Consider the following 22,123-nt stretch of genomic DNA (forward strand, 5'->3'; position numbering starts at 1 on the left):
CTGCACGGCGTGGGTGTGACGGTGGGCTGGAACCGTGAGCGGGTGACCGTCGACGCGGCGGGTGTCCATCTGGACATACCGCTCGCGAACTGCTCGGAAGCCAGGCTCGGCCACGTCACGACCGCCGCGGACGAAGTCCGGGCGGAATTGACGTTCCGCTGGGCGGCGGTGGACGGTGAGCCGTCAGGGGAGGTCGTCCTGCACTTCCCGGCCTCGATTTGGGACGACCTGGTCGTCTTGACGAACTCCATCACGCCCGATCCGCCCGCACCACCGGGAGGCGCTCGTCGAGCGGTGCCCGGCGCCAGGGCGAACACCGGTCGGCGACCGGTGCTGAAGGAGTCGCGGCCAGTGGTCAACGAGGTGCTGTCCGACGCGCTCCAGACGATCTGGGACAACCGGGTTTCACCGCCGAACGGTGGAGCTCTCACGACCCGCCGTGACCGGGCGGAGAAGGCCGTGCTTCCACAGCTCGACTTCTCCCGTATCCCGGGTACGCCGGATTGGATCGGATACCGCCCATTGGGGCACGGCGGTTTCCCCGGCCCGTCGGATTGAGGGAAGGAGCAGTCGTGAAGTGGTCCTGCGACGGTTGCGACACCATCAACGACGGTGCCTCCCGGACGTGTAGACGATGCGAACGGGAGGCCGGGAGCACGACGTCGTCAGAGGTGACGATGGTGCGGAGTCGACGACCGAGGCGGCCACAGACGTCGGCAACGCCCTCGGAGCCTCGCCGTGCCGAGCCGCCGACGGGATACGCCACCGCCCCGCCACCTCCTCCGCCGCCACGTCCGCATACCCCGTCGCCGCCTGCCGGTCTGCCGTATCGGCCTCCTTCGCCAAGGCCGTCCCGGCCGAAAAGCGGAGTCTCGACCTTCGTGGTGCTCGGCCTGGCGTCTCTCACGGTGCTCTGCTGTGTCGTACCTCTCATCGCGGCAGGCATCGGCGGAGGTGGGAAGTCGCGTTCCGGAGATGGCCGCCCCACGTCGAACGGTCTCCGGAATCCGGAAGGGAGCCCTTGCCCGGTCGAGGTCGCCCGATTCCTGCCAGGAGGAGAGGGCGTCCTCAAGGTCCGCTTACAGACGGAAAGACACCTCGTCACCGTCTGCGAAACGGCCGACGGTCGTCTCTTCTACGACGGGCAGGGCAAGGGCAAACCGGTGACGGACGAACACCACCTGCAGATCCCGGCCCAGCGGACCGCGGACGGGTACACAGCTCGGAGAGGGGTGTACACCTACGAGATCAAGGCGAACCGGCTGGTGGTGATCCGAGGCGGGGAGGTCTTGTCGGACAGTGCGACGTCGCCCGCCTAGGCCAGGACGACGCGGCCGCCTTCGCCGCCGACCTCCACGACGTCGCCGTTCGTCAGCTGACGGCCGCGCCGGACCTCCACCTCGCCGTTGACCGTGACCTCTTCGGCGTCGAGGAGGTCTTTGGCGTGCGAGCCGTCTTCGGCCAGGTTGGCCAGTTTGAGGAACTGGCCGAGGCGGATCGGCTCGCCGGTGATCGGGACGTCGTGGATGCTCATGGGGAGATCATCCCCGTGCGTCCATTTTCCGGTACAGGGTGGCGACGTCGGTGTCGAAGTAGCTGCTGTAGGACGTGTCCGGGTCGTCCCCGCCGTACAGGTAGCCGCCGATCACGCCGACGACGGTGCCGAGTTCGGTCGCCGGGTCGGGGTCGACCACCCAGGGGCCGCCGCTGGTGCCGGTCGTGAAGCCGGGGCAGCCGACGCGCATCTGGTAGGTGTCGGCCTGGCTGCTGGTGCCGTGGCAGACGACCGGCGCCTCCCGTTCGTCGGGATACCCGGTCAGGGTGATCGAGTGGGCGAATCCGCCGCCGGTCACGAGCGTGTTGGCGCCGGTGACGCTTTCGAGGGTTTTTGTGTTGCCCGCCTGATGCGCGGTCGCGAAGCCGACGTCCAGGTCCGGATCGGACGAATCGGCCCACCCTTCGGGGACCTGCGGTTCGGAGACGTCCCAGTAGCCGTACGGCGCGACGCCGTCGTGATAGCCGGGCGCGAACGAAATCCCCGTCGCGTACTCGCCGCCTTCGCCGTCGTGAAGGCAATGCGCCGCCGTGAGCAGGAGGTCGCCGGGGGCACTGTGGACGACGCTGGCCGTGCAGAAATGCGTCCCGTCGATGAAGAGCGCGCCGATCGCCGGGTTGGTCCGCGGCGCGGGGGTGGCGGCCACCGTCGCGGCGGTGCCGCCGGCGTCGGTCGCGACAGGATCCGAAGCGGCGGAGCAACCGGACAGAACGGCACAGAGCACGAGCAACAGGGCGCGGCGCATCGCCTTCCTTTCGCTCTTCCACGGCTGTCCGGTCACAGATCACCATAAGTGGGGCACGAACACAGCCCGAATCGATCAACGCACAGCAAGCTCACAGCCGTAGTATGTGTTACCTCCGGTAACAGTCGAGCGGGTTGGGAGCGGGTATGAGGTCGTTCACGGACAAGGTCGTGGTGATCACGGGCGCGGGCTCGGGAATCGGCAAGGCACTCGCGATCGAGCTGGCGGGGCGGGGTGCCAGGCTGGCGCTGTCCGACGTCGACGCCGTCCGTGCGGCGGGCACCGTCGCGGAGTGCGAGACGGCGGGCGCGACCGCGAAGGCGTACGCGCTCGACGTCGCCGACCGCGACGCCGTCCTCGCGCACGCCGAGGAGGTCGCCGTCGATTTCGGGGGCGCCAACGTCGTGGTGAACAACGCCGGGGTCGCGCTCGGCGCCACGGTCGAGGAAATGACCTGGGACGACTACGACTGGCTGATGGGGATCAATCTCGGCGGCGTGGTCAACGGCACAAAAGCCTTTCTGCCCCAGGTGATCGCTTCGGGCGACGGGCACATCGTCAACCTTTCGAGTGTGTTCGGCTTCATCGGCGTGCCCACGCAGAGTGCGTACAACGCGGCGAAATTCGCGGTGCGGGGGTTCACCGAGGCGCTGCGCCAGGAAATGCTGATCGCCCGCCATCCGGTCAAGGTCAGCTGCGTGCATCCCGGCGGCATCAAGACGAATATCGCCCGCGACGCGCGGGGCGGCGTCGAGCGGGACATCGACAAGGCCGCCGAGGGATTCGAAAAGATCGCGAGGACGACGCCGGAGAAGGCCGCGCAGACCATCGTGCGTGGTATCGAACGGGGGACGGCGCGCATCCTGATCGGGCCGGACGCGTATGCCATCGACGCGATTCCCCGGGTGCTCGGCTCTTTTTACCAGCGGCCACTCGCCCTGCTCGGGCGCTGGGGAATGCGGAATCTCTGAGAAAGGGGAAGCCACTGAACGGAGTAACCCTCCGTGGTCCGGACGGCTCGGCATAACTCGATCGGGGTGCGTTACTTACGGCGGCGTCGGAAATGCACCACAATGCTCAAGTTCGTGATTCCCCTTCCGGAGGTCCCCATGCCGCGCGCCGCCCAGCGCCGTCCGCCGACAGACGCTTTCTCCGCGCCTGTCGAGACCGTCGAACTACTCGACCGGACGGGGATCATCGCGGCGAGCTTGCCGAAGCGGCGGCGCAGCCCGGAAAACGAGCCGGAGCCCAAGCCGATGCCGGTGCGGCCCCCGGTCTGCGAACCGGTCGTGGACAAGGATCTCCGGCCCAAGGCCGTCGTCATCCACCGTCGCGCCCGGTCCTGGCTGGTCGGCGGAGCGGGGGTGGCGCTGCTCGCGATCGGCTGGTTCGCCGGCACGTTCACCCTCGAACCGGTCGACGACACCGCCTTGCCGGAGCCGCCGCTGCCCGCGGTGGCGACCCAGCAGCCGCCCGTCGCGCAGCCCGCGCCGCAGGCGGCCCCGGTGACCGTCTACGTTCCGGTCACCGTGAAACAGCAGGCGCCCGCGACGAAGAAGAAGCCCGTCAAGGAACGGGTCGTCGCCCTGCCGCCCGCCGAGACCAAGCCGCCGGAGCAGCCGCGTTCGGACATCGGAGCGCGCGACAAGGCCGCGGAGGACCTCCGGAGCATGATGGATCCCGCCGTCGCGAGTTCGCTGGCGATGCAGATGGCGCAGGGAATGATGAGTTACGGCCGCTGACCCGTCAGCGCGGCGGCCAGCGCGGAGCCCTCGCCGGGGTCGCCGTGCACGAGTTCGGTGCGGTGGACCACCCGCGGCGAGGACAGCGAAAGCACGCCGACGCCGGTGATGACGTCGGCCGGGAGCACCGCCAGTCCTTGACCGGCCGAGACCAGGCGAAGCAGGCCGTGGACGTCGGTCCCGGTGTACCGCAGCCGGCCGCGGAATCCGTCGGTCGAAGCGGATTTTCTCAACCGTTCCAAGGGAATCGCGGTGTCCGGCGCGTCGATCCAGTGCGCGTCGGCGAGTTCGGCCAGCCCGGCGGTCCGTCCGGTCAGCGGATGACCGGCGGGCACCGCGACCGCGAGCGGGCGTTCGCCGACGACGGTGGTGGTGAGCGGGCCGAAGTCCGGCAGTGGGAGAGGATCACTCGGCGCGGTCATACCGTCGACGAGACCGAGGTCGAGCGAGCCCGTCGCGACCTCCGTCAGGACGTCTTCACGGCGCAGCACGCGCAATTCGGCGCCGCGGTGCGCGGCGGCGGCGACTTCGGCGGTGAGGGAAAGCGGCGTCAGTCCGAGCACGACCCGGCCGTTGGGGGCCGCGGTGAGCCGGGCGAGGTCCGCGCGGGCGGCGTCGAGCCGGGTCAGCAGCGGACCGGCGTGTTCGAGGAGACGTTCCCCGGCCCGCGTCGGCGCGACGGGCCGCCGGGTCAGCAACGCGGTGCCGAGGTCGTGTTCGAGCGCGGCGATGTGCTGGGAGATCGCGGACTGCGTGTAGCCGAGGTCGCGCGCGGCCCGGGAGAACGAGCCGCCGCGGGCCACCGCCACGAAGGTGCGGAGCAGATGGGTCTCCATGGTGCATCAGTATCTCTTATGACTTCAGCAAAGATCATCGTTGGCGCTGAACTCGCCCCGCGGGTCAGGATGGCCGCATGACACAGACAGCCAGGATCGCCCTGGTCGGCGACCGTTCGGACGGCGTCCGCTCCCACGTCCGGATCCCGGCGCTCTTCGAACGTCTCGCCGAACGTGACGGCCTCGAACTCGACGCCTACTGGATCCCGACCGACGCCGTCGGCGACGTCACCGGGTTCGACGCGGTCTGGCTGGTGCCCGGCAGTCCCTATCGGTCCGAAGCCGGCGCGGTGGACACCGTGCGCGCCGCCCGCGAGAACGGCATCCCGTTCCTCGGCACCTGCGCCGGTTTCCAGCACGCGCTGCTGGAATTCGCACGGAACGCCTGCGGTCTCGGCGGAATCGGGCACGCGGAGAACGCGCCGGAGTCGGCCGAGCAGTTGATCGTCCCGCTGGCGTGTTCGCTCGTCGGGCACGAGAGCGCCATCCACGTCACGCCCGGAACGCTGGCCGCGCGGATCCTCGGCGCGGAGCGTTCCGTTGAGCGGTACCACTGTTCGTACGGCCTCGACGCCCGGCATCGGGACACCCTGGCGGCGAACGGGCTCGTCTTCAGTGGATTCGACGGCGAGGGCGACGCGCGGATCGCGGAACTGCCGGAGCACCCGTTCTTCCTGGCGACACTGTTCCAACCGGAACTCGCCGGCGACGGCACCCGCCCCCATCCACTCGTCCATGCCTTCGCTCGTGCCGCCGTGGCGCACGCGAAGCTGTCTGTCCACAGTGGACGATGACGGCGGTCGTGCGCCGGATGGCCGCTGACACAGCGAAAGTGATCGACTACCGTGAGCCAAGGGGAGGGGCTCATGGAAAAGGGGGATTCCGCTCGGAGCACACCGTTCAAGGCCGCTTTCGCGGTCGGTGAATTCCGTGCGTTGTGGGCGGCCGAAGCGTTTTCGCAGGCCGGTGACCAGCTGGCCAGGGTCGCGTTGTCGGTACTGGTGTGGGAAAGAACGGCGTCGGCGGGGCTGACCGGACTCACCTACGGGCTGACGTATCTGCCGACGCTGATCGGCGGCACCCTGTTCGCCGGGCTGGCGGACCGGTATTCGCGGCGGACGGTGATGATCGTCTGCGACCTGCTGCGCGCGGCGATCGCGGCGTTGATGGCGGTCCCGGGGACGCCCTTGGCGGTGCTGGCCGGGCTGCTGGTGATCCTGACGATGGCGGGCGGCCCGTTCCGGGCGGCACAGCTCGCCTTGCTCCCGGACGTCCTCGAAGGCGAGCGGTACGTCGCCGGGCTCGCGGTCCGCACGATCACCATCCAAACGGCACAGCTGGCCGGATTCGGCGGTGGCGGACTGGTGATCGGGCTCGTGACGCCCTACTGGGGACTGGTGATCGACGCGGCGACCTTTGTGGTCTCGGCGCTGCTCGTGTCCACAGGGGTCCGTCGCCGGGGCCCCGCCGCCACGGAATCTTCGGTGAAAAGCCGGGTGGCGCGGGCTTTCAGTGGTGAAGGCGTCAGAGAACTGTGGCAGGGCAAGGGAATCCGCGTGTTGTTCGGGCTGAAGATGCTCGCCGGGTTCGCCATCGCGCCGGAAGGGCTCGCGGCGCCGCTCGCCGTCGGGCTCGGGGCGGGGAGTTTCGCGGTCGGTCTTATTCTCGCGGCGGATCCGGTGGGTTCGGTAATAGGATCGTGGATCTTCACGAAATGGGTTCCGGCGCGGCGGAAAACGCGAATGGTCGGCATTCTCGCCATCGCATCCGTCGTTCCGTTGGTCTTTGTCTTCTTTCATCCGTCACTGCCGGTCTGTCTCGCGTTGATCGGGCTCAGCGGCGCGTTCGCGGCGCCGTACCACCTGCAGGCCGTCGCGCTGATGGCGCGTGCGGTGCCGGACGGCGTCCGGGCGCAGGTGATGGGCCTGACCTCGACGAGTTTGGTGACCGTACAAGGAATCGGGATCATGCTCGCGGGTGGTCTCGCCCAGTTGACCGGTCCGTTCGTGGCCGTCGGGGTGGCCGCGACGGTCGCCGTCGCCTCGGCGGGCCCGATGGCGATGGCGTGGAAACGCACCATCGCCACCGGGCCCGATGTATGGCTCCCGGCCGGGAGCCGAACCGGCTGAATCGGTGGGATCAGTCCTCGCGACCGTTCATGATGATCCTCCCTCCCACTGCTCCATCTGTGTGTTCCGGAATTGACTCGAGCCACCCTCAGTACTACCTCGGATACATTGAATTGCGTACGGAAGGGGGACCGGTGACGATGATTATGGGGGATGCGGAACTCGTCGGAGAAGGGGCCGGTACGCGGCTGAGAACCTGGGTCCGAAACTGGGACTTATGGTCCGGACCACGGGGGGTGCCGGCGGTTTTTCTTGTGGTGGAAGGACTTGCGGCGGCAGTCGCCGTAGTCGCCCTGCTCCGATCGAACTACGAGACTACGGAGTTCGTCCGATTTGGATCACTGCTCGGCCTCGCTTTCCTGCAGGCCGAGCTTTCGCGTTCGGTGGAACGGTTGCGGCGCACACTCTGTGACCGGCCGCACATCAACATGACTTCGGTGTGGACGTTCGCGGGGGTGCTCGTCCTGCCGTCCGGGCTCGCGCTCGCCCTCGGCCTGCTCATCTACCTGCACCTTTGGCTCCGGGTGTGGCGGGGGATGAGCCACCGCCCCGCCTACCGCGTCGTGTACTGCGCGGCGGCGATCGTGCTGTCCTGCCTGGCTTCGGGCGCCATCGTCTCCGGCTGGAACGGTCTGCCCGTCGGGTTCGCCGGTTCGCTGAAGATCGTCGAGGCGGCGGCCGTGTTCACCGTGGCCAACGCGTTCGTCGTGGCGCTTTCGGTGTACCTGCACACCGGGGGCCGGTCGCCGCGTTCGCTGTTCGGCTCCGGCGACGACAACCTGCTGGAGGTCACCACCCTGGTGCTCGGGACCTCGACCGCGCTGGGCATCGTGCACGCGCCCGCGCTCGTCCCGTTCATCCTGCTGCCCGTGCTGGTGCTGCACCGCAGTGTGCTGGTGCGGCAACTGGAGATCGCGGCGAACATCGACGGCAAGACCGGCGTGCTGAACGCGCACGCGTGGCATGTGCTCGGCGAACGGGAGCTTTCGTCGGCGGCGAGGGCGAAGAGCAAGCTCGGGGTACTGATGCTCGACCTCGACCACTTCAAGCAGGTCAACGACGTCTACGGGCACCTCGCGGGCGACGTCGTGCTCAAGGCCGTCGCGGAGACGATCTCGGAGCACGTGCGCGACTACGACTCCGTCGGGCGCTTCGGCGGCGAAGAGTTCGTCGTGCTGCTACCCGGCGCGACGGAGACCGACGTGATCCCCGTGGCCGAGCGGGTCCGGCAGGCGGTGATGGCGATCGAGGTCGAGGTCGTGACCGCTTCGGGGCCGCGGATCGTGCGGGGTCTTTCGGTGTCGATCGGCGTCGCGGTCTACCCGTCGGGCGGGACCGTGCTGGAGCGGCTGCTGCACGTCGCCGACTCCGCGCTCTACCAGGCGAAGAACAGCGGCCGGAACCGCGTCGTCTCGCTCGCCGCCGCGTGAGTGTGGTGGGGATGTCGTGAAGGGCCCCTTCGAGACCTTCAACGTCTCAAAGGGGCCCTTCACGACATGAGAGTTCGAGGCCGGGCCGGCACCGACCACGCCACGTTCGACTTACCCCGCTACCAGGGTGAGTTTTCTTCGTCTTCCGGTGCTTCGTGGCGTTTCTCGCGAGGCGCCTGCGGCGGAGGCGGGGCGTCGGCGGACGACGCGGGAGGAGCGGGCGGCGCGGGCGGCTCTTCCTCTTCGATCTCGGGGAAGCGGCTGCGCAGGGTGCCGATCATCAGCGCCCTGGTCTCCTGGTCCTCGTCGCCGAGCGATTCCTGCATGACCTCGGCGACCTGGCCCGCGATGCCTGCCTGCGCCTGGTGCATCGTCTGGAGGATCTGCCGCGACAGTTCCTCCAGCGGGTACGTCCTGGCCTTGTTCCCGAATTCGATGTCCGTCACGCCACCGTCCGCGCCGACGGTGATCTTGACGGCGCCGTCGGAACTGGCCGCGGTCAGCCGCAGCTGCTCCGTGCGCTCCTGTGCGGCCGCGTAGCGCTGGGCCTTTTCTTCCAGCCCCGCCGCCCATCGGTCCATTTTGCGCTGGGCCTCGTCGGGGTCCAGCATGAGCTCCCCGAGCTCGTTCCCGCCGGTCACGTCTTCCCTCCGATGTCCAAGGCCTTGAAGTCCGCCTTGAACGGTTCCGCGTTGGTCTTGTCACCGTCTACATAGGACTTCGCGGCGGTGCGGACGTTGTCCGCGGTCGACTGGATGCCTTCCGCCGCCGCCTTGATCGTATCCGCCGCGCGTTCGCCCGCCGGGTTGACGATCGGCGGCAGGAACGCGCACAGCAGGCCGTACGCGTCCGACGACATGGCCGAACCGGTCGCGCCGTGCGCGGTGTTCAGCCGGTCCACGAGCCCGTCGAGATGGCTCGCGTGCGCGGTCAGGTCGTCCGGGTCGACCTCGAACGAAGCCGTCATTTCCAGTCCTTGTTCTTCCAGTCGCCGATCACCGGCGGGGCCACGATCTCGTCGGCGGCGAAGAAGGACGGGTCGTCGGATTCGACGTAGTCGGCGACCTTGTGCTCCTTGTCCTCCTGGCCCTGTCCCTTACCGGCCGCGGGCGCCATGCCGCCCATCGGCATACCGCCGGGCGTACCCGGCTTGCCGCCGGAACCGGCCGCGCGGGCCGCGGCCGCTTCGGCGTCCATCGCGCCCGCGCCGACGGCGCCGCCCATACCGAGCGAACCCGTCGCCCTTCCGGCGCCACCGAGGCCACCGCCGCCGGCACCGGCACCCGCGCCGCCCGCGCCGGTCCCGCCGCCGAAGCCGCTGGTGCTGCCGCCGAGACCGCTGGTGCCACCGCCCGGGATGTTCGGCATGCCGAGCTTGGGCGGGTTGTACGGCGTGCCCTTGTACGAGTTGCCGTCCGGGAACGTGGGGCCGCCGAGCCGCTCGCCGATGCCACCGGGCCGCGGGATCGGCGGGATGTTCGGCATGACCGGCCTCGGTCCGCCGCTGTTGGGCCCGCTGTTGCTGGGCCCGTTCGGGATCGGGATGTTCGGCGGGGTGAACGGGAGACCGCCACCGGGGCGGGGCCCGCCGCCGCTATCGGGGATGGGGATGTTCGGCGGGGTGAACGACGGCGGCGTGACGGACGGCGGTGTGTAGCCCGTGGTGCGCGTGCTGTCGTCGATCTTGGGCAGGTTCGGGAGGTTGGGGCCCGCCGATGCCGCGGGTTTGTAGGTCTCGCCGCCGGTCGGCCCGTTCGGGATGTTGGGCATGGCCGGGTTGGAGCCGGGACCGCCACCACCGGGGAAGCCACCACCAGGACCACCGCCGCCGGGGAAGCCGCCGCCCGGACCGCTGCCTCCAGGACCACTTCCACCGGGACCACTGCCGCCCGGTCCGCCGTTCGGCGCGTTGAACGGCGACACGCTGCCGGGGCCGCCGGGTCCACCCTGGGTGGTCCCGTCCATCGAAGCGGCGATGGTCCCGTCGGAGCCCGCGCTGAACGGGGTGACATCGGCGCCTTCGGGCGCCATCCGGTCGTGAAGCGTTTGAGCGGGCGAGCCCGCTCCACCGCCGGCGGGGCTGCCCTGCAGCTGCCTGGTCGCCTGCATGGTCGGCAGCTTCGGCGGGGCGGGGAACGCCGGGGTGGCGATCGCCGAACCGACCGTGCCGTCGAAGTCGGTCATCACCTTCGCGGCCTGATCCCGCGCGTCCTGCTGCTTCTTGAAGGTCGAGAGGTCCTTCCCGAGCTGTGCCATGTACACGTGCGGGTCGGTGATCGTCTGCAGGTTGGCGTTGGCCTCCTGCACGCTGAACGCGACCGGCGGGTTCGCCGCCATCAGCTTCTGCGTCTCGTTGAGGGTCTGCGAGTGGATCTGCTGCTGCCGCCCGGCCAGTGTCGCGCCGTTCGCGGTCGAGCCGAGCCACTTGCCGACACCGGCGAGGTGCTCGCGGGCCGCGTCGCCGCCTTCGCCCTCCCAGTTGGCCGTGCTCGCGTTGATCGCTTTCGCCAGGTTGCGCTGGTGGGTGGCCAGGTCGTTGCCCGCCCGGACCCACTCTTCGGAGGTCTCGGCCACCGCGGCCGGATCCGCGTTGTCCGCGATCGCGGCCTGCATCTGCTCGTGGGTGGCGTTGGCCCAGACCGTGGACGGCGGGGTGCCGGGTTGGCGGATCTCCAGATTCTTGTCGAGACCTTCGCGCGCCTTGTCCAGCTGCCCTTCGTACATCTTCTGCGTGAAGACGTCCTTGAAGCCGTTGAGCGCCGTGTCACCCCAGCCGAGGATGTTGAACAGCAGGTCGGTCCCGGCGGCGGCCCCGGCCCGGATCTCGTCGCCGGAGGCGGCCTCGTCGGCCAGCGGCCCGACGTAATAGGCCGACGACGAGTCGGCCGTGACGTCGTAGAACGGGTCGTCCGGGTTGTAGTCCTCGGACTGGGGGTCGGAGACCTTCGTGGTCTTCTCCGCGGATTCGGTCACGGGTCTCTCCTCTTAGATCTCGGTGTCGATCCGCGTCAGGTTGCGCTGGTTCTCGTCGTCGCGTTCCCGGTAGTTCCGCTTGGCGAGTTCGATCGCCTCGACGTAGGTCGGGAATTCGGCGCGGGCGGCTTCGAGCTGGGTGAGCAGGCCCTGCGCGTCCGTCGCGGTGCCGTGCATGTGCTCGGACACCCAGCGCGCGGTCGCGGTGGAGCTCATCGGCGGCGTGTTGCGCAGCTTGGTCAGCGCGCTCCAGCGCTCTTCGAGGCTGTCGATCACTCCTTGAAGCGACCGGATCATCTCCGCGCCGGTGCTCTCGTCGACGGCGAAACCACCCTGTTTCGCCATGGCCTTCAGCTGCGCGCCCGCGAGTCCGACCCGGGCCGCCACCATCGTCGCCTTCACTGCTTGTGCTTCCTCGGTCAACGGAGGATCCTCTCGCCGGGTTCAGGAGGGTCAGTAGATGTCAGCGATGGCCGCGCGGATCGCGTTCGCCACGCCCGGCTGACTCGCCGGGTCGTAGTGACCGATCACGGCGCCGGAGGCTTCGTCGGTCTCCGTCCAGACCAGGTACCGGCCGTCCTCGGTGTCGAGCCAGCTCAGCGGCGTCGAGCGGAGCCGCTCGCCGCGGCGGCCGATCCCGCTCACGATGATGTGCCCGCCGCCGAGGCGGGTTCCGGACAGCACCTGCTCCAGGACGGCGACGTCGCTCTCGTCGTTGCGCGGGGAAGGGGACTCCGGCCGGGCGCGGACGACGCCGGTGAACTGGAGGTTGCCGAACGCGTCGGTCTCCTCCTCGTCGAATTCCGCTTCCGCCTGACGGCGCGCGGTCATCGCCGAGACGGCGCGCTCTTCCTGTTGCACGAGGGTGCGGCGGCCCGTCGACGCTGGCCGCATCCGAGGCAGGACTCCGGCGAGGACTTCGACCAGCTCTTCGTCCGCGAACAGCGCGAACTGCAGGAGGTCTTCCCCGTGGGCCTGGGTGATGCCGAGCGCCTGCCTGCCGTCGGTGAGGGTGAGGACGGCGATGTCCTGGCCGATACCGTCGATGCCGTTGACCGAGACGGTGATCCGGTGGTTCGCGAGCAGCGCGAACGCGGTGCGGATGGACTGGTTCAGCTCGCCGTTGATCGACAGGCGGCGCTGTTCGAGGTCGGCGTAGACCTTCCGGATGACGGCGGCGTACCGCTCCGGGTCGATCGAGGTGTTGCGGACGCGCAACGGAAACAAGCGGACGTCGACGCCGAGCGCCTGTCCGACCACGGTCGCCTCTACCGTCCCCAGCGCGAAATCGGCTCGTTCAGCCATGCTTTTGCGCTACTCCCTCACGGGCGCCGGGCCCCGACTTTGTTAATGGCGAAAACAAACTAGCACAGCGCATGACTGTACGGAACCATACGAACACCGGTGGACCCGATGGAATGGATCACAGTGCCCGATCGGGCACTTTTCTTGCCCCTAAAGGAATAACGGCCGAAGTCAGCGGTCGGCGGTCGCGGGTGCGTAGGTCGTCATCCGGCGGGCCACATCCGTCCGGGAACGGGCGCCGAGTTTCCGCAGCACCTTGGCGACGTGCTGTTCCACAGTACGCGGCGAAAGGAACAAACCGTCCGCAATTTCCCGGTTCGTGCGCCCGTCGGAAAGCATGCGCGCGACCTCGAGTTCGCGGGGCGAGAGTTCCTGCCCGTAGCCGCGCCGTCCGCGCTGCGAGGGCGCCCACGCGCCGTGTTCCCGCAGCTGGTGGCGGCAGCGGCCGGCGTCCCTGGTCGCGCCGAGCCGCTCGTAGGCCTCCGCGGCCGCGGTGAGCTCCTCGATCGCCTTGCGGTCGCCCGCGGTCGGTTGACCGGCGGCGAGCCGGTCCGCGGCGAGGCGGCCCGCGTTGAGACGACACAGCGCCGCCCGCTCCCGGGCGCAGATGGCCTGGTACGGCATCGGCAGCGCCTCGTAGGCCGCCGCCGTTTCGTCGAAAACCGTTGCCGCGGCGGGATGTTTGCCGCGCGCGTCGAGCAGGATCGCCTGGCCCGCGAGTAGCGCGACCCGGGAGACCGGCGAGTCCTTGCCGTCGATGCCGCGGGCGAATTCCTCGACGACGGCGTCCGCCTCGGACCAGCGTCCGGCCCGCGTGTAGGCCTCGGCCGCGGCGGGCACCAGCGCCGCCGCCCACACCCAGACGCCCTTGCGCCGGGCCGCCGTGACGGCGTTGTCGGCCGCCGCGCAGGCGCCGTCGACGTCGTCCGTCGCGAGGAGCACGCGGATGAGGACCCCGGCCGCCGAAAGGACGACGGGGATCGGCCCGTGTTCCGGGGCGTGCACGCTCGCCGCGGTCAGATGTCGTTGCGCGGCGGCGAATTCCCCGCGGACGGCGGCCAGGCCGCCGAGGACCAGCGAGCACTCCATGACGATCGGGCCGAGGTCGGGGTAGGTGTCGCGGAGCTGTTCGGTGGTCTCCGCGAGCCCGGACCAGTCGCCGCGCACCCAGTCGAGCCGGACCCGGGTGCCCTGCGCGAGCCCGGCGGCGTAGAGCGCCCCGGCGTCGGTCGCGCGGCGGATCCCTTCCGTGACCAGCTTTTCCGCCCTGGCCAGATGTCCGGCCCAGGACTGCGCGTCGGCGAGATTGCACCACAGCCGCGCCAGCTGGACCCGTTCGGCGACACCGCTTCCCTGGTCCGGGAGTTCGGTGAACTCGGTCCAGGCCGACCCGTCACCGATATGCGCCTGGGTGGAGATCCGGTCGCCGAGGAGCGCGAGCCGCAGTTCCGGGTCTTCGATCCGGTCGAAGACCTCGCGGGCGCGGTTCATCCAGACCTCGTGCCAGGACAACGGGGTCAGCCCGTCGATCGGCTGGGCGAGCAGGTTGATGCCGCGGGCGGCCAGTTCGGGCTCGTCGACCAGTTCGGTGATCGCCTTCTCCACCTCGACCCGGCCCCGGCCGAGCCGTCCGATCGTGCGGACGAGCAGCATCCCGAGGCTGAGCCGGATCGTCCCGCGCACGCTGGGCCGCAGGTCGGTGAGGTCTTCGAGGATCCGTTCCAGTGTCTCGATGACGTCCGGGCGGAAGCCGCGCAGCGCGACCTGGCTGAGTTTCGTGGCCAGCCGGGCGATGTCGTCCTCGCCGAGGCTCGCCTCGGCCAGTACGGACTGGAGCAGGTCGATCGCGCGTGACGTGTCGCCGTGGGCGATGGCCTCGTCGGCGGCGGCTTCGGCGTAGTGGCGCCATTGTTCGGTCCGCCCCGCCGCGCGCGAGTGGTTCGCCAGCAGGGTCAGCGGCGGGACCGGCTGACCGGCGAGCACCTGGATCGCGCGTGAGTGCAGCAGCGTCCGCTCCGGACCGCTTATCGTGTCGTAGACGGCCTTGCGGGCCAACGGATGCCGGAAGCCGTAGCGGTCGCCGCCGAGTTCGCCGAGCACTCCGCCGTCCAAAGTGGACAACAGGGCCGAGCGGAGCGCGTCGCCGTCGAGGCAGGCGAGTTCGCCGATCACCGCCGGTTCGGACGGGACGGCGAGCACCGCCGCCGCGCAGGCCAGCCGGACGGCGGGTTCGGGCAGCGCGTCGAGCCGCTCGGTGATGGCTTCGCGCAGGGAAATCGGGACTTCGAGGCTTTCCAGCAACCGGTCCGAGAGCACCTCGCCGATCGGCAGCCGCCCGGCGGCGTCCCGCAGCGCCCGCAGGGTCTCCTCGACCACGAACGGGATCCCGGCGGTGCTTTCGTGGAGTTTCGCGGTGAACGGCGCCGATACCCTGGGCAGGTCCAGCAGTTCTTCCGCCAGTTTCCCGACCGCCTCGACGTCGAGCGGGCCCAGCGTCACGCGGGCGGTCTGGACGTTCGCCCTCGTGCGGAACGGGATGCCCGCGCCTCCGTGCGCCGACGGCGAACCGGTGCGGTACGCCGCGACGACGGCCAGTTCGGCGGGCATGGCCGCGGTGAGGAACCGCATGAGGTCACGGGTGTCCTCATCGGCCCACTGGAGGTCGTCGATCAGGACGAGCGCGGGCCCGCAGGCGATCAGGAGTTCCCGGACCGCGCGGAACTGACGGTGCCGTTCGGCGCACGGGTCGGCGAGTGGTTCCGGCCGGGGAGGAAGGCTTTCCGCGAGTTCGGGCAGCAAGGGTCTCAGCACCCCGGCGACCGGGCTGAGCGGGCCGAGCGGCCGGTCGCCCACCGAACGCAGCGCTTCGAGCAACGGTCCGAACGGGAACGGTTCGCGCATCGGCTGGCAGGCGCCCGAAAGCACCCGGCCTGCCGCGAACTCGCGACGTCCGGCCAGCTCTTCGAGCAGCCTGCTGCGGCCCATCCCGGGTTCGCCTTCGATCAGCACGGCGGCGGGACGGCGCAGCAAGATCTTCACTATCGCCGAGACCTCGACGTCCCGGCCCACGAGTGCCGTCGATCCGGCGCGGACCGAAACCGAGGTCGGGCGAGGGGTGGCAAGCCACATCATGCGCTCCTCGGTGGGGAGTTCCCGCTGAGCCCGACACGATCTTGTGCGTTGTCCTGCGGAGCCTAAGCACTGCCTACCTGGTCGTAAACCACCCAACACGGACACCAAGGGCACCCTGTGGGGCCGTTCGCGGACACACCGTCACCGGTTGGCTGACGGATCGTCGGTTGGAAAATCACCAGGCACCCGAAACATCGGCGATAAACCCGATTCGGCGAGTCATCCCACGTTCCGGGGGTGGCGACGACTACGCAAGGTATTCGCTCGAAACCCTACTTACGGACGTGTCCGTCCGGGTGCCCGCTCTAGGTGGCCGCCCGTGGAGCAGGGGATACGGGTGCCGAAGAATGGGTATACCTATCCCGCGCCGACCCGGATTGCGGCCTTCTCCGGAGTCCAGAACCCTCACCCATCAGGGGAGGGCCATCGCATGGCGAACCGGAGCCGTGCGTGATGACGAGGGAGAAGCATGAAGATCAGAAAGCTCCTCGGTGTGGCCGCCACGGCAGCACTGGCCACCGGCGCGCTCGTCACGGGTACCCCCGCGGCGGCGTCCTCGGACACTCTGCTCAACGCCGAGATGGTTCCCGCCCTGCAACGGGACCTCGGCCTGACCGCCGGCCAGGCACTCGCCAGGATCCAGAGCGAGACCGCCGCCGGCACGCTCGAACAGTCGCTCGCCTCGGCGCTCGCCGGCAGCTTCGGCGGCGCCAGCTACAACGAGGCCACCGGCAAGCTCCGCGTCGGCGTCACGGACGCGGCGAAGCTGGGCCAGGTCCTCGCCAGTGGCGCGGAAGCGGAACTCGTGCGCTTCTCCGCCGCCCAGCTGGATTCCACTGTGGACAAACTGAACGCGGGTGAGCGCGCGGCGGACGGCGCGATCACCGGCTGGGGCGTCGACACCAGGACCAACCGCGTGACGGTGAACGTCCTGCCGGGCAAGAGCGGCGTCGTCGACTCGTATCTGGAGAAGACCAAGGTGGACAAGACCGCCGTCGCGGTGGTCGAGACCGCGGCGGTGCCGACCCTGAAGTACGACGTGCGCGGCGGTGACGCCTACTACATCAACAGTTCTTCGCGCTGTTCGATCGGCTTCTCGGTCAACGGCGGCTTCCTCACCGCCGGGCACTGCGGCCCGGGCACGGTGACCGGCTCCAACCGCGTCGCGATGGGCTCGTTCGCCCGCGTCAGCTTCCCGACCAACGACTACGGCCACGTCCGGGTCAACAGCAACTGGGTGCCGCGCGGCATCATCAACAACGGCACCCGCGTGAGCGGTTCGACCGTGGCGGCCACCGGTGCCTCGGTCTGCAAATCGGGGTCGACCACCGGCTGGACCTGCGGCACCGTCGGCGCCAAGAACCAGACCGTCCGCTACGCCGAAGGCACGGTCTACGGCATGACCGCCACCAACGTGCGCTCGCAGGCGGGCGACTCCGGCGGCTCGTTCATCGCGGGCAACCAGGCCCAGGGCATGCTGTCCGGCGGTAACAGCTCGGTGACGTACTTCTTCCCGGTCCGGCCGGCGTTGTCCGCGACCGGGACTTCCCTGGTCCTCGGCTGACCTTCAGCCCCGGTCGTCCGAGGACCGCGCACAGGACGAAGGGCGGACCGAGTGCCTCCAGCGCACTCGGGCCGCCCTTCGTTTTCGTGCCGCGGGAAAGTTTCAGACGTTGCTGATCTCCTCGATCAGCGCTTCGACGTCGAAGTGCTCGCTTTCGGAGCCGAGCGGGACCAGCTCGTAAGTGGACTCGAGGAACGTCTCGACGTCCTCACGTTCCAGCTCGAACGACGCATAGCCGTCCGGTGACTCGATTTCGAGCGTCAGCAGCGCCTCGTCCTCGGAGAGGTCGGGGCGGACGCGGACGTCACCGAGCCCGGCGGGGTCGGTCAGGCCGGTGACGAGCAGTTCCCGCGCGAAGGTCCACTCGACCCACCGGCCGCGCTCGGTCCGGAACGACACGGTGACCGCGAACGGCTCGCCGGCGTGGAAGGACAGGCGGGAGAGAACGGGCGTGCTGCTGTTGTTCAGCAGAACGAACTGGCTCTGGTGAATTGCGTCGGTGTGCACGGCCACTCCTCGGTGCTCGTGGTTCGCGCGGCGCGAACTTTGCGTCTCGGGGAGGAGATGCCCGGACAGACGCCGGATGACGCGACTGCGATGACGTTCACGCTATCGGCTGCATCTGTCCATAGTGGTGTAACGCCGGGCACAGACGCCTTGCGTTCGGGCCGGTACCCGTGGTGACGAGATCGAGGAGTCCTCTTTGGACGAGGGAGCTCACGGCTCCAGCGGCAAGGACAGTCCCGTTTTGACCCGGTCCATCGCCACCGACGTCGTGAAGTGCCGGACGTTCGGGTTGTCGAAGAACATCCGCCGCGTGAACGCCTCGAAATCAGCCATGTCCCGGCAGGTCACCACGAGCACGAAGTCCGCGTTGCCGGTGACGTAGTAACACTGCTGGACGTTGTCGTCCGAGAGCACCTGCCGCCGGAACCCGTCGAGCACCGCGAGGCTCTCCCGTTCCATCTCGACCATCACCACGAACGTCATCGACAGCCCGAGCGCCCGCGGCGACAGCACCGCCACCTCGCGTTCGATCACCCCGGCCTCGCGCAGCCGTTTGATCCGCCGCTGCACGGCGGCCGCCGACAGGCCCACCTTCGCGCCGATGGTCTCGGCGATCGTGCGGGCGTCGGACTGCAAGCAGGCGAGGATGGCGACGTCCAGGCTGTCGAGGTCGGGTGTGTGCACCAGGTCAGGCTAACCGGAGGGCTCTTCCGGGCGCCCGATCTTTCAGCCGTGGCGGCGCGCGGTGTGGATCACGCCGCCGGAGGGTGCGTGCGAGGGACCGGAAGGGTTCGGCGGCCACGGCCCGTGGCGTCCGCGGCGCCGGATTCGCCCGGTCGGGTGTGGCGGCGGCACGGGCGGCTCGTGTGCCCGGTCACCCTTCCTGCCTGCTCGGTTGCAGTCGAGCCAGGTCGGGCACGGCGCGGCGGGAAAAGCTGAGAATTCTTTGAAATGTGACCCGGAACACAACTGACGGGTCTACTGAATGGTAGCGCTTACAAGTGAATGGCAGACCTCTCATTTCCCCCGTGGAAGGATTCCTTGGTGCCCTCATCTCAGGCGGCCGTTCTCGCCGGTCTCGGCTCTTGGCTGCCTCCGCGCGTGGTGGGCAACGAGGAGATCGCCCAGCGGCTCGACACCTCCGATGAGTGGATCCGCTCGCGGACCGGCATCGCCGAACGCCGGGTCGTCGACCCCGGGATGTCCACTGTGGACCTCGCGGTCGAGGCGGGGCGCCGGGCGCTGGCCTCGGCGGGGGAGGGCGGCGCGGACGCGGTCGTGCTCGCGACGTCCACGGCCGATCAGCTGTGCCCGGCCAGCGCGCCGCAGGTCGCGACCGAACTCGGGCTGAACGGCGTCGCCGCCTTCGACGTCAACGCCGTGTGCAGCGGGTTCATCTACGGGCTCGCCACCGGCGCCGGGCTGATCGCCGCCGGCATCGCGCGGCGGGTGCTGGTGATCGGCGCCGACGTCTTCACCTCGCTCGTCGACCCCGAAGACCGCGGCACGGTGCCGATCTTCGGCGACGGCGCGGGCGCCGTCCTGCTTCGCGCGGGTGACGCCGACGAGCTCGGCGCCCTCGGCCCGTTCGACCTGCACAGCGAAGGCGAGCTCGCGGAGCTGCTCTGGGTCGAAGCGGGTGGCGCGAAGAACCGCCGCTCCGACGATCCGAGCGACCACTATCTGGTGATGCGGGGACAGACCGTCTTCCGGCACGCCTGTGCCCGGATGGCCGAATCGGCGCGCGCCGTGCTGGCGTCCGCCGGCTGGGCGGTCGGCGACATCGACCGGTTCATCGGGCACCAGGCCAACATCCGCATCCTGCAGACCTGCGCGAAGCAGCTCGGGCTCGCGGACGACGTGATGTACTCGAACATCGAGAAGGTGGGCAACACGAGCGCCGCGTCGATCCCGATCGCGCTGGCCGACGCCGCCAAGGAAGGCGCGCTCCAGCCGGGGCACCGCGTCGTCATGGGGGCCTTCGGCGCCGGGCTCACCTGGGGCTCGACACTGCTGCGCTGGCCGGACGTCATTCCGGGCTGAGCGCGCTCGCTTCCCACGCGTGCGTCGGTTCCCGGCGCCCGCGCAGTTCGAGTTCCGCGTACGGCTCCCAGTGCGAGCGCTCGCTTTCCAACGCGGCCTTGAGCACCGCCTCGCTCGCCAGGATCCGGCCGTCGGCGGATTTCGCGTACTCGGTCAGGCGCGCGGCCTCGTTCACGGCGTCGCCGATGACGGTGTACTCGAACCGGCTGCTGGTCCCCAGCTGACCGGCGAAGACCCGCCCGCTCGCGACGCCGATGCCGAGGTCCAGCTCGCCCGTCTCCTGGACGGCGTCCCGGATCGCGCGCGCGGCCGAAAGCGCCGCCGTCGGCGCGTCCGCGAGCCGCGTCGGGGCGCCGAAGACGCAGAGCGCGGCGTCACCCTGGAACTTGTTGACCAGCCCGCCCCGCGCGCCGACCGCGTTCACCACGCTGGTGAAGAACCGGTTGAGCATCTTGACCAGGTCTTCCGGCGGGGTGCGGCTCGCCAAGGCCGTCGAATCGACGACGTCGACGAACAAGGCCGTCACCTCGCGCACGTCACCCGAGAGGGAGGCGCCGTACTCGAGCGCGTGCCGCGCGACCTCGTCCCCGACATGCCTGCCGAACAGGTCCCGCATCCGCTCCTGCTCGCGGAGCCCGGCGGCCAGGTCGTTGACCGAGGACTGCAGCAGGCCGATCTCGCTGGAGTCGTCGACGTCGACCACGATCTCCTTGTTGCCGCGCGCGATCTCGTCGAGCGCCACCCGCAGCCGGTGCAGCGGCGTCGCGACGGCCTTCGCGAGCAGCACCGTCCCGATCGCGCCGACGCCCAGCCCGATCGCCGAAAGCATGATCAGGCTCGCGACGTGGTCACCCTGGCCGAGGTCCGGCGGGGCGGCCACCAGCAGCACGCCCAGGAACGGCACCCCGCTCGCCAGCGCCCAGGTGACGACCACCCTGGTCCGCACGGTGACCCGGAGCGTCCCCTTCGGCGGGGTCACCTTGAGCGCGATCGTCATCACCGGACGGGCGACCCATTCCGCGGCGAGATAGGTGAGGCCGACCGTGGTCAGCCCGCCGAGCCCGATGACCAGCGCCATCCCGAGCGCGTCCAGCCAGGACCCGAGCACCCGCGCGAGCGCGCCGAGCACGATCGTGCCGATCAGCCACAGCGTCCCGCTCACGATCCCCATGTCGACCGGAAGCCGCAGCGCCCGCTCGGCCTCGGCCCTCGTCGGCGGCCGGCCGAAGACGAACCAGACCGCCGTGCGCCGCTGGAGCCACGCCGTCCACGCGGTACCGACCACCAGCGACAGCGCCACGATGCCGGCCGCGGTGACCCCGAGGATCCAGCCGCGGTCGCCGACCTCGCTCGGCAGTCCCTGCAACAGCAGTAGTAATGCCACGACACCGGCACCGCACACACTGGACCCGACGCCGAGCGCGGCGAACCCCAGACTGGTCCTGAGCACCAGCCGGAACCGGCTCGACATCGTCTTCCCGCGCACCCGGTGATCGTATGACCTCCGGCGGAAAACGGTTCGCCAGTTCTCGCGTGCGCTGGCTACCGTGCCGGTATGGAACCGCTGGGCCAGGACGCGATCAGGGCGTCCTTCGTGAACTGCACGCGTGGCGAGGCCAAAGGGGTCACGCTGCCCGCCCGGCCCGAGGAAATCCCTTGGGAGAACAGGGAATTCCTCGGCTGGCGTGATCCGAAGGCCGTCTCCCGGGCGTATCTCGTGCTGCCGTACGACGGGGAAACCGTCGGACTGTCCCTTCGCGCCGCGCCCCGGCCGAAGGGCCGTGTCCTGCTGAGCAACATGTGCGGCCTGTGCACCACGACACATCCGCTGTCCGACATCGCGCTGTTCTCCGGCCGCCGCGCCGGGAAGCTCGGGCGCGAAGGGAACACGCTCGGCATCTACGCGTGCGCGAATCTCGCGTGCAGCCAGTACATCCGAGGCGAGTTGAAGTCGGACGTGCCGCAGCCGTTCGAGTCACTGACACTGGAGGAACGGGTGTCCCGGCTGGAGGACAAGCTGCACCGGTTCGTCGAGCGGATACTCGAGTCACGCTGACCGACGGGCCGCCGGGTGCCGCCGCTTTGCCTCCCGAGTGTCGGCGTAACTCGCGTGATCAGAGACGTAACTCGCGTGATCAGAGACGTAACTCGCGTGATCAGAG

General features: G+C 69.6%; 22 protein-coding genes. 10 read left to right on the plus strand and 12 right to left on the minus strand.

Annotated elements, in window-relative coordinates; translation table 11 throughout:
* The first annotated feature begins 9 nt into the window (after nucleotides 1-9).
* Nucleotides 10-558, plus strand: coding sequence for a hypothetical protein (locus ACIHAO_RS03870; protein WP_396554608.1), 549 nt, complete (start codon nucleotides 10-12; stop codon nucleotides 556-558).
* A gap of 323 nt (nucleotides 559-881) precedes the next feature.
* The gene (locus ACIHAO_RS03875; RefSeq protein ID WP_396554609.1) at nucleotides 882-1,319 is read left to right on the plus strand and encodes a hypothetical protein; all 438 of its coding nucleotides are present in this window, start codon (nucleotides 882-884) and stop codon (nucleotides 1,317-1,319) included.
* On the opposite strand, the gene ACIHAO_RS03880 is transcribed toward ACIHAO_RS03875, so the two are convergent.
* Together ACIHAO_RS03880 and ACIHAO_RS03885 are read right to left on the minus strand one after the other, a co-directional pair.
* Nucleotides 1,316-1,534 (minus strand): RNA-binding S4 domain-containing protein, encoded by a 219-nt coding sequence (locus tag ACIHAO_RS03880; RefSeq protein ID WP_005149665.1) that lies wholly within the window; start codon nucleotides 1,532-1,534, stop codon nucleotides 1,316-1,318. The genes ACIHAO_RS03875 and ACIHAO_RS03880 overlap by 4 nt on opposite strands.
* 7 nt (nucleotides 1,535-1,541) lie before the next feature.
* Nucleotides 1,542-2,300 carry a trypsin-like serine peptidase gene (locus ACIHAO_RS03885; RefSeq protein ID WP_396554796.1) on the minus strand — a complete coding sequence of 253 codons (759 nt, stop codon included), beginning with the start codon at nucleotides 2,298-2,300 and terminating at the stop codon, nucleotides 1,542-1,544.
* A gap of 146 nt (nucleotides 2,301-2,446) precedes the next feature.
* Between ACIHAO_RS03885 and ACIHAO_RS03890 the strand changes: the two genes are divergently transcribed.
* Nucleotides 2,447-3,271 carry an SDR family oxidoreductase gene (locus ACIHAO_RS03890; protein ID WP_125780637.1) on the plus strand — a complete coding sequence of 275 codons (825 nt, stop codon included), beginning with the start codon at nucleotides 2,447-2,449 and terminating at the stop codon, nucleotides 3,269-3,271.
* Nucleotides 3,272-3,409: 138 nt separating this feature from the next.
* Nucleotides 3,410-4,042: a hypothetical protein gene (locus tag ACIHAO_RS03895; RefSeq protein ID WP_396554610.1), complete on the plus strand. Its 633-nt coding sequence runs from the start codon at nucleotides 3,410-3,412 to the stop codon at nucleotides 4,040-4,042.
* Here ACIHAO_RS03895 and ACIHAO_RS03900 read toward each other — a convergent pair.
* A complete protein-coding gene (locus ACIHAO_RS03900) occupies nucleotides 4,030-4,878 on the minus strand; it encodes a LysR family transcriptional regulator (RefSeq protein WP_396554611.1) in 849 nt (282 codons plus the stop codon). The genes ACIHAO_RS03895 and ACIHAO_RS03900 overlap by 13 nt on opposite strands.
* 77 nt (nucleotides 4,879-4,955) lie before the next feature.
* Between ACIHAO_RS03900 and ACIHAO_RS03905 the strand changes: the two genes are divergently transcribed.
* From ACIHAO_RS03905 to ACIHAO_RS03915, 3 genes are all read left to right on the plus strand, one after another.
* A complete protein-coding gene (locus ACIHAO_RS03905) occupies nucleotides 4,956-5,672 on the plus strand; it encodes a hypothetical protein (RefSeq protein ID WP_396554612.1) in 717 nt (238 codons plus the stop codon).
* A gap of 72 nt (nucleotides 5,673-5,744) precedes the next feature.
* The gene (locus ACIHAO_RS03910) at nucleotides 5,745-7,007 is read left to right on the plus strand and encodes an MFS transporter (RefSeq protein ID WP_396554613.1); all 1,263 of its coding nucleotides are present in this window, start codon (nucleotides 5,745-5,747) and stop codon (nucleotides 7,005-7,007) included.
* A gap of 254 nt (nucleotides 7,008-7,261) precedes the next feature.
* On the plus strand, nucleotides 7,262-8,437 hold the full coding sequence (locus tag ACIHAO_RS03915; protein ID WP_396554614.1) for a diguanylate cyclase: 1,176 nt from the start codon (nucleotides 7,262-7,264) through the stop codon (nucleotides 8,435-8,437).
* Nucleotides 8,438-8,556: 119 nt separating this feature from the next.
* Here the strand turns inward: ACIHAO_RS03915 and ACIHAO_RS03920 are convergent, their stop codons facing one another.
* The 6 genes from ACIHAO_RS03920 to ACIHAO_RS03945 all read right to left on the minus strand — a co-directional run bounded on the left by ACIHAO_RS03920 (nucleotide 8,557) and on the right by ACIHAO_RS03945 (nucleotide 15,844).
* Complete coding sequence (locus ACIHAO_RS03920) at nucleotides 8,557-9,078, minus strand: YbaB/EbfC family nucleoid-associated protein (RefSeq protein ID WP_396554615.1); 522 nt, start codon at nucleotides 9,076-9,078, stop codon at nucleotides 8,557-8,559.
* Nucleotides 9,075-9,404 carry a type VII secretion target gene (locus ACIHAO_RS03925; RefSeq protein WP_396554616.1) on the minus strand — a complete coding sequence of 110 codons (330 nt, stop codon included), beginning with the start codon at nucleotides 9,402-9,404 and terminating at the stop codon, nucleotides 9,075-9,077. The genes ACIHAO_RS03920 and ACIHAO_RS03925 overlap by 4 nt, the downstream gene beginning before the upstream one ends.
* Entirely contained in the window at nucleotides 9,401-11,410 is a 2,010-nt protein-coding gene (locus tag ACIHAO_RS03930; protein ID WP_396554617.1) for a hypothetical protein, read from the minus strand. Before ACIHAO_RS03930 ends, ACIHAO_RS03925 begins: the two co-directional genes overlap by 4 nt.
* 12 nt (nucleotides 11,411-11,422) lie before the next feature.
* Nucleotides 11,423-11,833 carry a hypothetical protein gene (locus tag ACIHAO_RS03935; RefSeq protein ID WP_396554618.1) on the minus strand — a complete coding sequence of 137 codons (411 nt, stop codon included), beginning with the start codon at nucleotides 11,831-11,833 and terminating at the stop codon, nucleotides 11,423-11,425.
* A gap of 30 nt (nucleotides 11,834-11,863) precedes the next feature.
* Entirely contained in the window at nucleotides 11,864-12,715 is an 852-nt protein-coding gene (locus ACIHAO_RS03940; RefSeq protein WP_396554619.1) for an ESX secretion-associated protein EspG, read from the minus strand.
* Nucleotides 12,716-12,886: 171 nt separating this feature from the next.
* Complete coding sequence (locus ACIHAO_RS03945; protein ID WP_396554797.1) at nucleotides 12,887-15,844, minus strand: AAA family ATPase; 2,958 nt, start codon at nucleotides 15,842-15,844, stop codon at nucleotides 12,887-12,889.
* A gap of 472 nt (nucleotides 15,845-16,316) precedes the next feature.
* Between ACIHAO_RS03945 and ACIHAO_RS03950 the strand changes: the two genes are divergently transcribed.
* Complete coding sequence (locus tag ACIHAO_RS03950) at nucleotides 16,317-17,411, plus strand: S1 family peptidase (protein WP_396554620.1); 1,095 nt, start codon at nucleotides 16,317-16,319, stop codon at nucleotides 17,409-17,411.
* A 102-nt stretch (nucleotides 17,412-17,513) separates the two neighbouring features.
* Here the strand turns inward: ACIHAO_RS03950 and ACIHAO_RS03955 are convergent, their stop codons facing one another.
* Both ACIHAO_RS03955 and ACIHAO_RS03960 read right to left on the minus strand, forming a co-directional pair.
* The gene (locus ACIHAO_RS03955) at nucleotides 17,514-17,918 is read right to left on the minus strand and encodes an SsgA family sporulation/cell division regulator (protein WP_034319994.1); all 405 of its coding nucleotides are present in this window, start codon (nucleotides 17,916-17,918) and stop codon (nucleotides 17,514-17,516) included.
* A 210-nt stretch (nucleotides 17,919-18,128) separates the two neighbouring features.
* Nucleotides 18,129-18,602 (minus strand): Lrp/AsnC family transcriptional regulator, encoded by a 474-nt coding sequence (locus tag ACIHAO_RS03960; protein WP_125780663.1) that lies wholly within the window; start codon nucleotides 18,600-18,602, stop codon nucleotides 18,129-18,131.
* 321 nt (nucleotides 18,603-18,923) lie between these two features.
* Here ACIHAO_RS03960 and ACIHAO_RS03965 point away from each other — a divergent pair, with 321 nt between their 5' ends.
* Nucleotides 18,924-19,961, plus strand: coding sequence for a beta-ketoacyl-ACP synthase III (locus ACIHAO_RS03965; protein WP_396554621.1), 1,038 nt, complete (start codon nucleotides 18,924-18,926; stop codon nucleotides 19,959-19,961).
* Here ACIHAO_RS03965 and ACIHAO_RS03970 read toward each other — a convergent pair.
* A complete protein-coding gene (locus ACIHAO_RS03970) occupies nucleotides 19,948-21,432 on the minus strand; it encodes an adenylate/guanylate cyclase domain-containing protein (RefSeq protein ID WP_396554798.1) in 1,485 nt (494 codons plus the stop codon). The genes ACIHAO_RS03965 and ACIHAO_RS03970 overlap by 14 nt on opposite strands.
* Nucleotides 21,433-21,516: 84 nt before the next feature.
* Here ACIHAO_RS03970 and ACIHAO_RS03975 point away from each other — a divergent pair, with 84 nt between their 5' ends.
* The gene (locus ACIHAO_RS03975) at nucleotides 21,517-22,017 is read left to right on the plus strand and encodes an FBP domain-containing protein (RefSeq protein WP_396554622.1); all 501 of its coding nucleotides are present in this window, start codon (nucleotides 21,517-21,519) and stop codon (nucleotides 22,015-22,017) included.
* Nucleotides 22,018-22,123: the final 106 nt, after the last annotated feature.

Source organism: Amycolatopsis sp. NPDC052450, from assembly GCF_044547565.1.
Classification (GTDB): Bacteria; Actinomycetota; Actinomycetes; order Mycobacteriales; family Pseudonocardiaceae; genus Amycolatopsis.